A 15,270-nucleotide genomic window follows, 5' to 3' on the forward strand; every position below is an offset into this window, starting at 1 on the left:
CGGTCGCCGACCTTTCGGGCCAGCCGCGCGGCACGATCCGCGTCACCGCGCCGCTCGGCATCGGCAAGCGGCTCATCGCCAGCGGCATCCCCGAATTTCGTGACCGATATCCCGAGATCGAGGTTCGCTTAAGACTTTCAGACCATGAGGTGGACATGATGCGCGAGGGCATCGACGTTGCCTTCAAGCTTGGGATTCTCGAGAACTCCTCGTTCCGCATGCGCGGCATCTTGGATTGCGAGCGCGTTCTGGCGGCAGCGCCCGATTATCTGCAACGACGCGGCGAACCGAAGACGCCCGAAGCGCTGATCGATGAGCGGCACGATTGCCTGATGCTGCGCTTTCCCGGTGCGCGCGAGCATTTCTGGATGCTGCAGACGCCGGAGGGCGCGCGGAAATTCGAGGTTGGCGGCCCGTTCGATTCCGACGATGGCGACGTGATCACCGACTGGGCCCTTGCCGGGCGCGGCATCGTCAACAAGCCCCGCTTCGAGATCGGGCCATTTCTGCGCGACGGGCGGCTTCGGGTGGTTTTGCCCAACACGCCGCCTGTGCCGGTGAAGCTTGCGGCGCTCTACCCGCACAAGAAGTTTCAGGACCCGAAAGTGCGGTTGCTGGTGGATTTCATGGCAAGCCGTTGCCAGAAGATGATCGGCGAGACCCTGTCGGAGCAATAATGGTCAGCCCGCACGCAGGCTTTCCAGACCGCGTTGAACAAGCTCGCGCATGAGCCGCTGATAGGGAACGCCGCGCTTCTTCGCCTCAGCCTTCACGGCATCCAACTGGCTATGCGGCATGCGCATATTCACCCTCGCCGCCTTGTTCTCGAACTCGAAACCGGCGGGTTTGAACGCACCAAAATCCAGATCGGACAGATCCTGAACGAGAAAGTCTTCCGCATCCTTATCGGTTTTCAGTTTGGGAACGCTGCGTTTCATAGCGTTTCACCTCCTTGGCATGCATGTAGCGCGCTGTGATGGGACGGATAAGACGCTGCCCATCGACAACCCGAAAGGTCACGCCTATGAACATGGGGCGGCCCTGCCGGTTGCGTCCTATGACGATGTAGCGGTCTTCCGGCCCGGAGTGTGCGGGATCAGGCGCAATCAACGGGTCATGAAGAAGCGCATGTTCGATCTCATTCTTCGAGACACCGTGCTTTGCACATTTCGGCCAGTTTCCAGCATCCCAGTCAAAGCCCGCGACCTTCATTCATGAAGTATGTAAGTTTGTACACACAAATGTCAATATGAATGCAAAGCCACCAGTATCTCCGCAGCCGCCATCGCCGCGATGACGACGGGGCGTTTGTCGTGTACGGCATCGCCGCCGATGGGGGTGACGAGCCTGGAAAGGCGGGCTTCATCGCCGCCATTCTTGAGATACCAGCTTTTGAAGGTCACGCGCTTGGTCTTCGAGCCGATCATGCCCACATAGGCAGCATCGGCGCGCGCAAGGGCTTCCGCGACCAACAGGAAATCGAGCGCGTGATCGTGCGTGAGGATCACGAAGGCGGTTCCGGCGGGGGCGTCACGCACCGCCTCTTCCGGCAGGGCTGCAAGGCGTGTTTCCACATCCGCCGGAAAACCCTCAAGCGCCTCCTTGCGGGTCTCGACCACCAGAACACGCACGGGCAGCGGGTCGAGCGCGGCCGCCAGCGCATGGCCGACATGCCCCCCGCCAAACAGGATCACATGCGGAAAGGCGCTTGCCTCATCGCCGGCGCGCTTCACAAGCGCCGTGCGCTCCGCCTGATCCAGAAGGCGAATGTCAAGCGCCACCCGGCCACCGCAGCACTGGCCGATTTCCGGCCCAAGCGGAATGTCGAGAGCGCCATTTGCGAGATTGTCCGAGATGAGCTCACGCGCTTTGGCAATCGCTATGAATTCGAGCTGACCGCCACCGATGGTGCCGAAAATCGATTCGGGCGAAACCAGCATCCACGCGCCCTCCTCGCGCGGGGTGGAGCCCTTCGCCTCGCGCACCTCGACGAGAGCGACGGAAAGCGAGGCTTGCAGGAAGGCCCTGAGGGCAACAGTTGAATCGGTCATCGGTGCGGCCATATCAGTAGGTCCTGGCCCTAGCGCGCGCCTTCCGCCCGGACCCACTCCACCGCCATCAACACACGCTCGGGCGTGGCCGGCGCATCGAGACGCGGGCAGACCTTGTGATCGGCAACACTCGCCACCGCATCGGACAGCGCATGAAGCACACACATGGCGAGCATGAAAGGCGGCTCGCCCACGGCCTTTGAACGGTGCACCGTCGGTTCTGCGTTTTCCGCCCAGTCGGCAAGCGCCACGTTGAACACTTTCGGCCGGTCGGATGCGAGCGGGATCTTGTAGGTGGAAGGCGCATGGGTCCGAAGCCGCCCCTTGCCGTCCCAGACCAGTTCTTCGGTCGTCAGCCAGCCCATGCCCTGAATGAAGCCGCCCTCGATCTGGCCAATGTCGATGGCGCGGTTCAGCGAGCGGCCTGTCTCATGCAGGATATCGACGCGCTCGACCAGATATTCGCCGGTCAGCGTGTCGATGGAAACCTCGGCACAGGCGGCGCCATAGGCGAAGTAATAGAAAGGCCGCCCCTGACCCTTGTCGCGATCCCAGTGGATCTTCGGCGTCTTGTAGAAACCGGCTGCCGAAAGCTGGATGCGGGCCATATAGGCCTCGCGGATGAGGTCGGCAAAGGGGATTTCGCGGTTGCCGATGCGCACGCGGTCCGGCAGGAACACGACCTGATCCTTCGGCACGTCATGGGCTTCGGACGCGAAGTCGATCAGCCGGGTCTTGATCTGCCGCGCCGCATCCTGCGCGGCCATGCCGTTCAGATCGGAACCGGAGGAGGCCGCTGTAGCGGACGTGTTGGGCACCTTGCCGGTGGTCGTGGCGGTGATTTTCACCTGATCGATGTCGATCTGGAATTCTTCGGCCACCACCTGCGCCACCTTGGTGTAGAGCCCCTGCCCCATCTCGGTGCCGCCATGGTTCAGATGCACGGAGCCATCCGTATAGACATGCACCAGCGCGCCGGCCTGGTTGAAATGCGTGGCCGTGAAGGAGATGCCGAATTTGACCGGCGTCAGCGCAAGCCCGCGCTTGATGACCGGGCTTCTCGCATTGAAGGCCGCGATCTCACGCCGCCGGGCGGCATAATCCGCGCTTGCCTCCAGTTCGGCGATCACCCGTTCGGCAACATTGTCCTCCACCGTCTGGTGATAGGGTGTGACGTTGCGGTCGTCGGTGCCGTAGAGATTTTTCTTGCGGATTTCGAGCGGGTCCTTGCCCAGCGCAAAAGCCACCTCGTCGATGATACGCTCCGCACCCACCATGCCCTGCGGCCCACCGAAACCGCGAAACGCGGTGTTGGACACGGTGTTGGTGTAAAGCGGGCGCGAGACGGCCCGCGCGGCGGGGTAGAAATACGCGTTGTCGCAGTGAAACAGCGCCCGGTCGGTCACCGGGCCGGAGAGATCGGCCGCATAGCCGCAGCGCGCGGCATAGGTGAAATCGACGCCGAGAATGCCGCCATCGTCATCGAAGCCGACCTCATAGTCGATCAGGAAGTCGTGGCGCTTGCCGGTCGCCGTCATGTCGTCGTCGCGGTCGGGACGCAGCTTGACGGGACGGTTCAGCTTCTTGGCGGCGATTGCCGAAATCACCGCGAACAGATTGGCCTGCGTTTCCTTGCCGCCGAACCCGCCGCCCATGCGCCGCACCTCGATGGTGACGGCGTGGGAGGAAACGCCCAGCGCATGCGCCACCATGTGCTGCACCTCGCTCGGGTGCTGGGTGGAGGAAAAAACGGTCACGTCGCCATCCTCGCCCGGCATGGCGAAGGCGATTTGCCCTTCCAGATAGAAATGGTCCTGCCCGCCAACCCGCATCTGGCCCTTGATGGAATGCGGGGCGGCGTCGATGGCCGCGGCACTGTCGCCGCGCTCAAGCCTCAGCGGTGCGGTGACAAGCCGCGCATCGGCGCCCGCATCGGCAATGTCGATCAACGCGGGTTCTTCCGCATAGTCGATCTTCGCCAGACGGCAGGCGCGCCGCGCCGCATCGCGCGTTTCGGCAATGACGGCAAAGACCGGTTGGCCGAAGAACTGGACCCGGTCACTGGCTAGAATGGGTTCGTCATGCAGACCCGTGGGGCTGATGTCGTTTTCGCCGGGAATGTCGTCTGCTGTCAGAACGGTGACGACACCCGGCGCGGCGCGCACCTTCGAGAGGTCCATGCTCGTGATCGTGCCATGCGCCACTTCGGCAAGGCCGAGGCAGGCATGCAGCGTGCCTGCCGGTTCCGCCATGTCGTCGATATAGACCGCCTCGCCACTGACATGCTTGTGCGCGGAATCGTGCTTCTGGTCGCTGGCGACGCCGCCGGTGATCCTCACCTTTCCGGGATCAAGCGTTTCGTGCCGTGTCATGATCAGGCCGCCTCATATCTGGAGAGGTTTGCCGAGCCGCCCGTGCTTTCAACGTAGAAGCGGCGGAGCAGGTTCTTCGCCGCCATCATGCGATAGTCGGCGGAGGCGCGCATATCGCTGATCGGCTGGAAATCTCTCTCATAGGCCGAAAGTGCTGCCTCGACGGTTTCCTGCGTCCACGGCTTTCCGACAAGCGCTTTCTCAACCGATTTTGCGCGCTTTGGCGTCGCCGCCATGCCGCCATAGGCGATGCGGGCGGCTTCAACCCGGCCATCGGCGATCCGCAGATCGAAAGCGCCCAGAACCGCCGTGATGTCTTCATCGCGGCGCTTGGAGATTTTCCAGACCGCGAAACGGGAGGCCGCATCGGGCACCGGCACATGCACAGCCTCGACGAACTCGCCGGGCGCGCGGTCCTGTTTGCCATAGTCGACGAAGAAATCTTCCAGTGGAATCCTGCGGCGGGTATTGCCCTTGCGCAGCGTAAGGGTTGCGCCAAGGGCGATCAATGGCGGAGGTGTATCACCGATGGGCGAGCCGTTGGCGATGTTCCCGCCAATGGTGCCCATATTGCGCACCTGCTCGCCACCGATGCGGTCGATCAGCGCGCCAAGTGGAGGGATGCGCTTTGCCAAAAGCGCGAACGCATCGGAATAGCTGACGCCAGCACCGATGTGGATTGCGCCATTCTCTTCCCCAATATCGCGCAATTCATCGAGCCCGCCAATGAACACCACCGGCGCAATCTCGCGCATGAATTTCGTGACCCAGAGCCCCACATCCGTAGCACCGGCAACGATGGTGGCCTTTGGCTCGGCTTCGAGAATCGCTGCGAAATCGTCGACATTTGCGGGAATAAGCAGGCGGTCCTGGGCGGAACCGATCTCCACCCTTGCGCCATCCTTCATCTGGTTGAGCGCGGCGATGACCGCAGCACGCTCCGTCGCCAACGGATCCGACATCGCATTACCATAGGTGGAGGCGGCCAGCGCGGCGCGCACAATGGGTTCATAGCCAGTGCAGCGGCAGAGATTGCCTTGCAGTGCCTTTTCGACAGCGCGCTCGGTGGGCTGCGGTTCGCGCATCCAGAGCGCGTAAAGCGACATGACGAAGCCCGGTGTGCAAAATCCGCATTGCGAACCGTGATAATCGACCATCGCCTGCTGCACCGGATGCAGACTGCCATCGGCGCGTTTCAGATGCTCCACCGTCACCACATGGCAGGCATCAAGCGAACCGAGGAAACGAATGCAGGCATTGACGCTCTCATAAACGAGTTCGCCCTTGCGCAGCCGCCCGACAAGAACGGTGCAGGCGCCGCAATCGCCTTCCGCGCAGCCTTCCTTGGTGCCTGTCAGACGCTGGCGCAGGCGCAGATAATCGAGGAGCGTTTCGTCCGGGCGGGCATTGCCCAGCGCCACCGGCGTGCCGTTCAACAGAAAGCGGATTTCAGAACGCGCTTTCATCAGCTTCCCCTGTAGGTGGAGTAGCCATAGGGCGAGAGAAGCAATGGCACATGATAATGCGCCTGCTCGGCCATGCCAAAGCGGATCGGCACCTGATCGAGAAAGGCCGGGGCCGGTAGATCGGCACCGTGGGCCCGCAGATAGGCGCCGGCCTCAAACACCAGTTCATAAAAACCCGTGCGAAACGCCTCACCTTCAAGCAGCGGCGCATCGCAGCGACCATCGCTGTTGGTTGTGAACGTCTTCACATGGGTGCGCGTCTCGCCCTCCAGACGATAGAGCGCGATCTCCAGCCCTCCCGCCGGTCTTCCGCTGGCGGTGTCCAGCACATGGGTCGTCAGACGGCCCTCACCCGCATTGCTCATGCGGCCTCCCTATCAATTCGCTCAAGCCACTTGCGCGTCTACCACTTGATTGTGGGGCAAATTGATTGCGAGCATAAGAGGACGCGCTAAGGAAGAACAACAAAACTCTTTCAAATTTTTCAGGAAAGTACCTCCCGCATTCCATCTATTATCCTTGCCAATGGCGAATTTCGGACAGATTGCATGACCCGTTACCTGAGAAACATGACCGGCTATGGCCAGACCCCACCCAATGCTGACTGGCCCGGCGGCGCAAAAGTCGCGGTGCAGTTCGTCGTCAATTACGAGGAGGGCGGCGAAAACTGCATCCTGCATGGCGACGAGGCCTCGGAGGCCTTTCTTTCCGAAGTGGTGGGCGCGGCCCCTTGGCCCGGCATGCGCCACTGGAACATGGAATCTATCTATGAGTATGGCGCGCGCGCCGGGTTCTGGCGGCTCCACCGCATGTTCACGGCAGCCGGCGTGCCGGTCACTGTTTTCGGCGTCGCTTCGGCGCTGGCCCGCAGCCCCGACCAGCTTGCCGCCATGCAGGACGGCGGCTGGGAAATCGCCTCGCACGGTCTGAAATGGATCGACTACCGCGCCCACTCGGAAGAAAGCGAGCGCGCCGACCTTCTGGAAGCCATCCGGCTGCACACCGAAGTGGTGGGCGAGCGCCCGCGCGGCCTCTATCTCGGTCGCACCTCGGTCAATTCGGTGAAACTCGCCATCGAGGAAGGCGGGTTCGATTGGATTTCCGACACCTATGACGACGACCTGCCCTACTGGATCGACCATGACGGACACGGGCACGGCACGCGGGCGCAACTGGCCATTCCCTATACACTCGACGCAAACGACATGCGCTTTGCCACCGCACAGGGTTTCAACTCTGGCGATCAGTTTTTCAGCTATCTGAAAGACGCTTTCGACACGCTCTATGCCGAGGGGGCTGCCGGTCGCCCGGCCATGATGAGCATCGGGCTTCACTGCCGCCTCATCGGCCGCCCGGGGCGCGCCGCGGCGCTTCAGCGCTTCATCGACTATGTGAAAAGCCACGACCATGTGTGGCTTGCAACGCGCGGCGAGATCGCCCGGCACTGGCGTGAGAAGCACCCTTATGAAGCGCCGGCGCTGCGCCCGTGCCGCATGAGCGAACCGGAATTCATCGAGCGGTTCGGCAGCATCTACGAGCATTCGCCATGGATCGCCGAACGCGCGGTGAAGCTGGAGCTCGGCCCCGCGCATGACACGGCAGGCGGCCTTGCCAACGCGCTCGCCCGCGCCTTCCGTTCGGCCAGCGAAGGCGAACGCTTGGCGTTCTCAAAGCCCACCCGAACCTTGCCGGCAAGCTGGCGGCGGCCAAAAGGCTGACCGAGGAATCGAGCAAAGAGCAGGCTTCGGCAGGGCTCGATGCGCTTACCGACAGCGAGCGCGCACGCTTCACCGAACTCAACACCGCCTATACGCAGAAATTCGGGTTTCCATTCATCATCGCCGTCAAGGACAACACCAGGGACAGCATTCTGAAGGCCTTCGAAACCCGGTTAGAGAACAGCCGCGACGAGGAATTCGCCACCGCCTGCCGGCAGGTGGAGCGGATCGCCCGGCTGCGGCTCAACGACATCCTCCCCGTGTGAAATCAGGACGAGACCAGATGAACGCCCGCACCTATTACGCCCCGCATGGCGGGCATCCGCCGCAGACCCAGCTCCTGACTGACCGCGCGGTTCTGACGGACGCCTATGCGCTGATGCCGAAGGGCGTCATGCAGGACATCGTTACCAGCCTTTTGCCCTTCTGGGAGAAAACCCGCTGCTGGATCATCGCGCGGCCGCTTTCCGGTTTTGCGGAAACCTTTTCGCAGTACATCATGGAGGTTCAGCCCGGCGGCGGCAGCGACCGGGCCGAACTCGATGAGACCGCGGAAGGCGTGCTTTTCATCGTCGAGGGCGAGCTGACCGTCGAGATCGCCGGCGAGACGCACAAGATGACGCCCGGCGCTACGCCTATCTGCCGCCATCGAGCGGCTGGAGGGCGCACAACCGGGGCGATGCGCCCGCACGTTTCCACTGGGTCCGCAAGGCCTATGAGTCGGTCGAAGGCCTCGACGCGCCCGATCCGCTGTTCCTGAACGAAGCCGACATCGCGCCGTCCCCCATGCCGGGAACGGATGGGAAATGGGCAACGACGCGCTTCGTCGATCCGGCCGATCTGCGCCACGACATGCATGTGACCATTGTCACCCTGGAACCAGGTGCTGTGATCCCCTTCGCCGAAACGCATGTCATGGAACACGGTCTCTATGTGCTGGAAGGCAAGGCTGTCTACCGGCTCAATCAGGACTGGGTGGAGGTGGAAGCGGGCGACTTCATGTGGCTGCGCGCCTTCTGCCCGCAGGCCTGCTATGCGGGCGGGCCAGGCAATTTCCGCTACCTGCTCTACAAGGACGTCAACCGGCACGCCAAACTCGCCGGCAGCTTCGCGCGATGAAGCGGATCGAAGCCGAGAAGCTGACACGCACGGCCTTCGCGCCCTTCGGCGACGTGATCGAGACCGGCGGCGCAGAGAGCTTCCTCATCAATGCCGGCAAGTGCCGCCGCTTTCATGATCTGGCGACGGTCGAGGCGGCGGGTGAGAATGCGCGCGTTCTGATCAACATCTTTCGCGGCACGCCCTATGCGCTGCCGCTGCAGCTTTCCATGGTCGAGCGGCACCCGCTTGGAAGCCAAGCCTTCGTGCCGCTTTCGCCGGCTCCCTTTCTGGTGATCGTGTGCCCGGATGAGAACGGGCGTCCCGGCGAACCCCGCGCCTTCATCGCCCGCCCCGGACAGGGCGTGAACTATGCGCGCGGCACGTGGCATGGCGTTTTGACGCCCATCGGCGAACCGCAGGATTTTGTGGTGGTCGACCGTGGCGGAGACGGCAACAATCTGGAAGAATTCCACTTCCAGGAACCCTTTGAAATCACGGTGCCATCCCTCCCATGACCGCTCCCGACCTTCCCCTCATCAACCGGCTGCTCGACGTGATCGAACAGGACATCCTGCCGAAGACCGCCAAGGGCGTCGCCCATGGCAACAAGCTCTTCGGCGCGGCGATCCTGAAGAAAAGCGATCTGTCGCTGGTGCTTGCCGAAACCAACAATGAGCTGGAGAACCCGCTCTGGCATGGCGAGGTGCATACGCTGAAGCGGTTCTACGAACTGCCGAAGGATGTGCGCCCGGACACGAAGGACTGCATTTTTCTCTCCACACACGAACCCTGCTCGCTGTGTCTTTCGGCGATCACCTGGACCGGATTCGACAATTTCTACTACCTCTTCAGCCACGAGGATTCGCGTGACGCCTTCGCGATCCCGCACGATCTGAAGATTTTGAAAGGGGTCTTCACGCTGGAGCCCGGTGGCTACAATGCCGAAAACGCCTTCTGGAAAAGCTACGCCCTGCCCGCTCTGGCAACCGCACTGCCTAAGGCTGATGCGGAAGCGGTGAAAGCGCGGGTCGCAACGCTCGCCGCAGCCTACGCCGCCCTTTCCCAACGCTATCAGGACAGCAAGGCGGAGAACGACATTCCGCTTAATTGAAGAGGGAGGCGGGGCCATTCCGGTTGGCCAGTCCGACACGCCTCACATCTCCCTGCCTTCACCTCACCCTGAGCGTGTCGAAGGGCGGGGTGAAGGCACGCGCCAACGTCACCGCCTGTGCCCGTCATGCCGCCCTCGCCCTTCGACACGCTCAGGATGAGGGCTGTGTTTTTGCCGGAACTTAGACCCGTTCCATCGCCAGTGCGATGCCCTGGCCAACGCCGATGCACATGGTGGCGAGCGCCAGTTTGCCGCCGGTGGCCTGCAACTCAAGTGCTGCCGTGCCGGAAATGCGGGCGCCCGACATGCCGAGCGGATGACCAAGGGCAATCGCGCCGCCATTGGGGTTCACATGCAGCGCATCTTCAGGAATGCCAAGATCGCGCAGAACGGCGATGCCCTGCGAGGCGAAGGCCTCGTTGAGCTCGATGACATCGAAATCCGAAGGTTTGAGGCCGAGCCGCGCACAAAGGCGCTGCGTTGCCGGTGCCGGGCCGATGCCCATGATGCGCGGCGGAACGCCGGCCGTCGCACCGCCGAGAATGCGGGCGATCGGTGTCAGGCCGTATTTCTTCGCAGCCTCCTCCGAAGCGATGATGAGGGCCGCCGCACCGTCATTGACGCCTGAGGCGTTGCCGGCGGTCACGCTGCCGCCCTCGCGGAAGGGTGTCGGCAGCTTGCCGAGCTTCTCCACCGTGGTGCCGGGACGCGGATGCTCGTCCTTGTCGACCACCACCGGGTCGCCCTTGCGCTGGGGAATAGTGACGGAAACGATTTCCTTTGCGAGACGCCCGTTTTCCTGCGCGGCGACAGCCTTGTTCTGGCTGCGCACGGCAAAGGCGTCCTGATCGGCGCGGCTGACGGAGAAATCCGCCGCCACGTTCTCACCCGTCTCCGGCATGGAATCGACGCCATACTGATTCTTGAGCACCCTGTTGACGAAGCGCCAGCCAATCGTGGTGTCGTAGATCTCGGCATTGCGGGAAAACGCCGTTTCGGCTTCGGCATGACGAAGGGGGCGCGGCTCATGGATTCCACACCGCCGGCGATCATGATCTCGGCCTCGCCCGCCTTGATGGCGCGGGCGGCAATGGTGATCGCATCCATGCCCGAACCGCAAAGACGGTTCACCGTGGACCCCGGCACCTCGATGGGCAGGCCCGCGAGAAGCACGGCCATGCGCGCCACGTTGCGGTTGTCCTCGCCGGCCTGGTTGGCGCAGCATAGAACACATCGTCCAGCGCCGCCCAGTCGACCTTCGGGTTGCGCTCCATCAGCGCCTTGATCGGCAGGGCAGCCAGATCGTCGGCGCGAACGGAGGAAAGCGCGCCGCCGAAGCGGCCGATCGGCGTGCGGATGTAATCGCAGATGAATGCTTCAGCCATGAACGGCTTCTCCTAACCAACATTGCCGGGATACCCCCGGTTGCCGCGCCGCGCACGGCAGACAGATCATGCGCCCTTATGGGCCGCTTCGGTGCGGGCTTTCAAGTCGCGCAGTGTCGCAAGCTCCAGATCGGTGGGCGGCGGCGTCTCCTCCACACCGTCGGCAAACTTTACGCTCCACCCGCAGGTTTCCTGCACCTGATCGCGCGTCACACCCGGATGCAGCGAGACGACGGTGAACTCCTTCGTCACCGGGTCGGGCTTCCAGATCGCAAGATCGGTGATGAGCAGCGTCGGTCCCTTGGTGTCGATGCCCAGCTTCTGGCGGTGGTCGCCGCCATCGCCATGTCCAAAGGAGGTGTAGAAATCGATCTTCTCCACCATGCCCCGCTTCGACTGGGCGAGCGTGATGTAGACCTCCTGCGAGGAGGTGGCGATTTCCGGAGCGCCACCGCCGCCGGGAAGCCGCGTCTTCGGGCAGTCATAGTCACCGATCACGGTGGTGTTGATGTTGCCGTATTTGTCGATCTGGGCCGCGCCCAGAAAGCCGATGGTGATGCGCCCGCCCTGCAGCCAGTAGCGGAACATTTCCGGCACCGGCACGGTGGTCAAGGCAGTGTCGCACAGCTCGCCATCGCCAATCGAGAGCGGCAGCACATCGGGCGCGGTGCCGATGGTGCCGGATTCATAGATCAGCGTGATGTCGGGCGCATGCATCAGACGCGCAATGTTGCAGGCAGCCGAGGGCGCGCCGATGCCGACGAAGCACACATCGTCATTCTTCAGCGCGCGCGAGGCGGCAATCGTCATCATTTCATTGGGGGTGAATTCGGGCCTGCTCATCATGCGTCCCTCAGCTTCTCGACACGGGCGGCAAAATCCTCGGGCGTCGCATCAAGCACGTTCTTCTGCATCCAGTCGCGGAACAGGTCGCGGTCTGCGGCGATCTTGTCCCATTTCAGATATTCGGCGTTGTCACGCGCGTAATAGCATGGGTGTAGGAGGGATGCGCGCCACCCGGCACCACGGCGATGTCGGCCACCGTCCAGTGGGGCAGAATGGTCAGATTGGGGTGCAGGTCGGAGAAATCGTCGACGACTTCTTCTACGCTCACGACAGCGCGTTTCGCTGCCAGAACCGCCTCTTTCTGAATGCCGACAATGCCCTCCACCAGAACATTGCCCTTCCGGTCCGCCTTCTGCGCATGAATGAAGACGACATCGGGCCGCAGCGCCGGCACGGCGGCCAGGCTCTCGCCCGTGAAGGGGCATTCGATGAACTTGATGTTCGGGTTCACACGGGCAAGCTCCGCGCCGCGATAGCCACGGAAAACCGCGCAGGGAAGCCCGGCCGCGCCCGCCTCATAGGCGTTGGCCATGGCGGCGTGCGAATGTTCCTCGATCTCGAGCTTGTGCGGGAAGCCGTTTTCCACCGCATCGCGCAGGCGGCGCAGAAGCCCCACCCCCGGATTGCCGGCATAGGAAAAGACCAGTTTGCGGGCGAGGCCCATGCCGATCATCTGGTCGTAGACCACATCGGGGGTCATGCGGATCAGCGTGAGATCACGGAAACCCTGGCGGATCGACTCATGGGCAGCCGCCGTGGGGATGAGATGGGTGAAGCCTTCGAAAGCGACACTGTCGCCATTGCCGAGATTCTCCGCGACCGCCTGCGACAGCGGAACAAAACGCGCCATGGCATTCCTCAAAAGTTCGTATTGCGAACATAAGTTTTATATGCGATATTTATTAGATGGAGAATGAAACCGAGTCAAATGCCCCCGCCGCACCTAACGCCCAGGCTTCGCGCGATATCGTCGGATCGCTGCAGAAGGGGCTTGGCGTTCTGGAGATTCTGGCAAATGCGCCGGACGGCATGACGCTGACGGAAGTGGCGACGGAGGCCGGGCTGACACGCGCAGGCGCGCGGCGGCTGCTCCTCACACTGGTGGCGAGCGGTTATGCACGCCAGGAAGAGCGTCGTTTTTTGCTGTCCGCCAGGCTGCTCGGGCTGGCACGGACCTGGATGGGCGGCGCCGCGCTCTGGCGCTATGCAGAACCCATCATGCAGCGCATCTCGGAAACCCTCGGCGAATCCTGCTCTGCAGCCGTCCTTGAGGCAGAGGAAGTGGTCTATGTGGCACGGGTGGCAGGGCGACGCATCGTTTCGGTCGCCCTCAATGTCGGCACGCGTCTGCCTGCCTACTGCACGTCGATGGGGCGAATACTTCTGTCAGACCTGGATGCGTCCGAACTCACCCGTTTTCTCGCGCAGGCGGCGATCAGCGCCAAGACCGAAAGAACGATGACGGACCGGACCCAGATCACCAAAGCCGTGATGCAGGCCGGCACGCGTGGATACGCCATTGTCGATCAGGAACTGGAACTCGGCCTGCGGTCGATTGCAGTGCCAATTCGCGACAAGACGGGACGCATCACCGCCGCGCTCAATGTCTCCACCCAGTCGGCGCGCTTCACCTGCGCGAGATGGAGCAGACAATCCTGCCTCTTCTGCAGGCGGGTGCGCGGGAAATCGAGGACTTTCTCGCTCTGCAATAGCCCCTTGTCACACACGACAGAAGCATCGTCCAAAGGAAAAGTGTAGCGTGTCATGCCGCACTCCTTGATGATCCGGTTGGATGATCGGGAGATTTTTCGATGGTCTGGCGCATGCGGCGCGCAAGGCGGGCTTCAAGCCGCGCTTCAAGAACGCGCGCAAGCACGTCGCGTGCCCCCGGGGCCGCATTCCCTTTCGACATTGCGAAAAGTGAATCAACGATGGAAACCTCATCCTGTGGCGACAGGAGAGCCTCGATTTGCGCATCAGTCTGCGCGTCCGAACGGGCGTTGTGAATCGATCTGCTCATGGTCTGGAATCTTGCGCGCCGAACCTGACGGCAAAGCGGCGGCTGGGTGAAATTTTGACGACAGTTTCTAGGCATAACCGCGCCGCGCAGCGAGCTGCGCGGCGTCAGGTCTGAGCGGGGTTTATTGACGGGCCAGGCTATGCCCCTGATAGGCAGCCGGCGGCGGCGTGAGACGATGAAGCTCGCCCTGCAGAAGCTCGAAAATATCCATCGCCAGCCGCAGGTTGAAACGCTTGTCGTCAAAGAACATGCCGTAGCGGATATCGAGACCGCCAGGGATGATCTCGCCGCAGTCTTCCAGCGAAGAGGAGTTGCCGTCAAAGACGAAGCCAGGCAGCGGAGACGCGGCCACGCCGCTGACCACGAGTTTCATGGCGCTGGTGATGTCGTCCACTTCGCCAATCACCTCGTAGGCCACATTCCGCTGGCGCAGCCAATCTCGAGCCACGATCCCGAGCGGAGACTGCGGATTGGCAAGAACCACGGGGATTGTGGCCGAGTTGCGCTTGATCAGATCGCTCAGCTCGCGTGACCCTATCCACCGCATGGAGTAGTCGCAGACCAGATCAGGCCCCATTTCATTGGGGTAAAGCGCCCGGAACGCTGCATCCACCTGCCCAAGGTCGTACATCTCCTCAAGCCGTCTGGAATCCGAGATGCGCCAGCTTACGGTCTCCTTGATCTTGCCCAGACGCCCAAGACCGCCCAGAAGAAGCGGGGCCGTATAAGTGCATATCCCCACTTTGAGCTTGGAGACGTTTTTTTCGTAGCCGACCGTGCGAAGACGGCGTTCAAGGTTGAGCATCTGCCGTATCAGCCCCGAGATCTCTTCCTTGACGATAATCCGGTTGCCGAGTTTCTTGATGAGTGGCGTCCCGATTGCCCGCTCCAGACGCCCCAGATGCATACTGACTGCCGGCTGGCTGATGCCCAGCTTCTGCGCCGCGCCAGTCAGGCTGCGTGTGTCGATGACCGCTTCTGCGGCCCGCAAAGTTGCAAATGAAAGTCCATCCTGTTTGTGCATGCCCATATGCTCTACGCCTCGCTTGATAAGAGGTGGAAATCTGACCCGAAGGACGCCGCCGCGAACGCGGCACGCAACACTTTTGAAAGACGGCAATAACCGTCTGCCCGCACAACCCGCTTCATTCGCGCCGTGCGGCTCTGCGGCACTTTCGGCACCGCCATGCATCAGCCGCG

General features: G+C 62.4%; 12 protein-coding genes and 5 pseudogenes. 6 read left to right on the plus strand and 11 right to left on the minus strand.

Features of this window, described 5'->3' with window-relative positions; translation table 11 throughout:
- Positions 1–677: substrate binding domain-containing protein (locus tag JCM21793_RS11270; protein WP_025030437.1), on the plus strand; the 677-nt coding region annotated here is incomplete at its 5' end.
- Between the two features lie 3 nt (positions 678–680).
- On the opposite strand, the gene JCM21793_RS11275 is transcribed toward JCM21793_RS11270, so the two are convergent.
- The 6 genes from JCM21793_RS11275 to uraH are packed head-to-tail and all read right to left on the minus strand — an operon-like array spanning position 681 to position 6,254.
- A complete protein-coding gene (locus JCM21793_RS11275) occupies positions 681–938 on the minus strand; it encodes a CopG family antitoxin (RefSeq protein ID WP_025030438.1) in 258 nt (85 codons plus the stop codon).
- Positions 904–1,212 carry a BrnT family toxin gene (locus tag JCM21793_RS11280; protein ID WP_025030439.1) on the minus strand — a complete coding sequence of 103 codons (309 nt, stop codon included), beginning with the start codon at positions 1,210–1,212 and terminating at the stop codon, positions 904–906. The genes JCM21793_RS11275 and JCM21793_RS11280 overlap by 35 nt, the downstream gene beginning before the upstream one ends.
- 32 nt (positions 1,213–1,244) lie before the next feature.
- Positions 1,245–2,051 (minus strand): xanthine dehydrogenase accessory protein XdhC, encoded by an 807-nt coding sequence (gene xdhC, locus JCM21793_RS11285; protein WP_025030440.1) that lies wholly within the window; start codon positions 2,049–2,051, stop codon positions 1,245–1,247.
- Between the two features lie 29 nt (positions 2,052–2,080).
- Positions 2,081–4,423 carry a xanthine dehydrogenase molybdopterin binding subunit gene (xdhB, locus tag JCM21793_RS11290; RefSeq protein ID WP_025030441.1) on the minus strand — a complete coding sequence of 781 codons (2,343 nt, stop codon included), beginning with the start codon at positions 4,421–4,423 and terminating at the stop codon, positions 2,081–2,083.
- Positions 4,424–4,425: 2 nt separating this feature from the next.
- A complete protein-coding gene (gene xdhA, locus JCM21793_RS11295; RefSeq protein WP_025030442.1) occupies positions 4,426–5,889 on the minus strand; it encodes a xanthine dehydrogenase small subunit in 1,464 nt (487 codons plus the stop codon).
- Positions 5,889–6,254: a hydroxyisourate hydrolase gene (uraH, locus tag JCM21793_RS11300; protein WP_025030443.1), complete on the minus strand. Its 366-nt coding sequence runs from the start codon at positions 6,252–6,254 to the stop codon at positions 5,889–5,891. The genes xdhA and uraH overlap by 1 nt, the downstream gene beginning before the upstream one ends.
- A gap of 183 nt (positions 6,255–6,437) precedes the next feature.
- Here uraH and puuE point away from each other — a divergent pair.
- From puuE to JCM21793_RS11320, 4 genes and pseudogenes are all read left to right on the plus strand, one after another.
- Positions 6,438–7,873, plus strand: a pseudogene (gene puuE / locus JCM21793_RS25400) (allantoinase PuuE).
- A 17-nt stretch (positions 7,874–7,890) separates the two neighbouring features.
- Positions 7,891–8,726: pseudogene (locus JCM21793_RS25405) on the plus strand (bifunctional allantoicase/(S)-ureidoglycine aminohydrolase).
- Positions 8,723–9,223 (plus strand): ureidoglycolate lyase, encoded by a 501-nt coding sequence (locus JCM21793_RS11315; protein WP_025030444.1) that lies wholly within the window; start codon positions 8,723–8,725, stop codon positions 9,221–9,223. The pseudogene JCM21793_RS25405 and the gene JCM21793_RS11315 overlap by 4 nt, the downstream one beginning before the upstream one ends.
- Complete coding sequence (locus tag JCM21793_RS11320; protein WP_025030445.1) at positions 9,220–9,819, plus strand: nucleoside deaminase; 600 nt, start codon at positions 9,220–9,222, stop codon at positions 9,817–9,819. The genes JCM21793_RS11315 and JCM21793_RS11320 overlap by 4 nt, the downstream gene beginning before the upstream one ends.
- A gap of 181 nt (positions 9,820–10,000) precedes the next feature.
- On the opposite strand, the pseudogene pcaF reads toward JCM21793_RS11320, so the two are convergent.
- The 3 genes and pseudogenes from pcaF to JCM21793_RS25415 all read right to left on the minus strand — a co-directional run bounded on the left by pcaF (position 10,001) and on the right by JCM21793_RS25415 (position 12,900).
- Positions 10,001–11,204 (minus strand): annotated as a pseudogene (pcaF, locus tag JCM21793_RS25410) (3-oxoadipyl-CoA thiolase).
- A gap of 66 nt (positions 11,205–11,270) precedes the next feature.
- Positions 11,271–12,047 carry a CoA-transferase subunit beta gene (locus tag JCM21793_RS11330; RefSeq protein ID WP_025030446.1) on the minus strand — a complete coding sequence of 259 codons (777 nt, stop codon included), beginning with the start codon at positions 12,045–12,047 and terminating at the stop codon, positions 11,271–11,273.
- Positions 12,047–12,900, minus strand: a pseudogene (locus JCM21793_RS25415) (CoA transferase subunit A). The gene JCM21793_RS11330 and the pseudogene JCM21793_RS25415 overlap by 1 nt, the downstream one beginning before the upstream one ends.
- Before the next feature lie 56 nt (positions 12,901–12,956).
- Between JCM21793_RS25415 and JCM21793_RS25420 the strand changes: the two are divergent.
- A pseudogene (locus JCM21793_RS25420) lies at positions 12,957–13,762 on the plus strand (IclR family transcriptional regulator domain-containing protein).
- 50 nt (positions 13,763–13,812) lie between these two features.
- Here the strand turns inward: JCM21793_RS25420 and JCM21793_RS11345 are convergent.
- Together JCM21793_RS11345 and JCM21793_RS11350 are read right to left on the minus strand one after the other, a co-directional pair.
- Complete coding sequence (locus tag JCM21793_RS11345) at positions 13,813–14,070, minus strand: hypothetical protein (protein WP_007008878.1); 258 nt, start codon at positions 14,068–14,070, stop codon at positions 13,813–13,815.
- Between the two features lie 121 nt (positions 14,071–14,191).
- Positions 14,192–15,094 (minus strand): LysR family transcriptional regulator, encoded by a 903-nt coding sequence (locus JCM21793_RS11350; RefSeq protein ID WP_244439731.1) that lies wholly within the window; start codon positions 15,092–15,094, stop codon positions 14,192–14,194.
- Between the last annotated feature and the right edge of the window lie 176 nt (positions 15,095–15,270).

Source organism: Nitratireductor aquibiodomus NL21 = JCM 21793 (genome assembly GCF_000615975.1).
Lineage (GTDB): Bacteria > Pseudomonadota > Alphaproteobacteria > Rhizobiales > Rhizobiaceae > Nitratireductor > Nitratireductor aquibiodomus.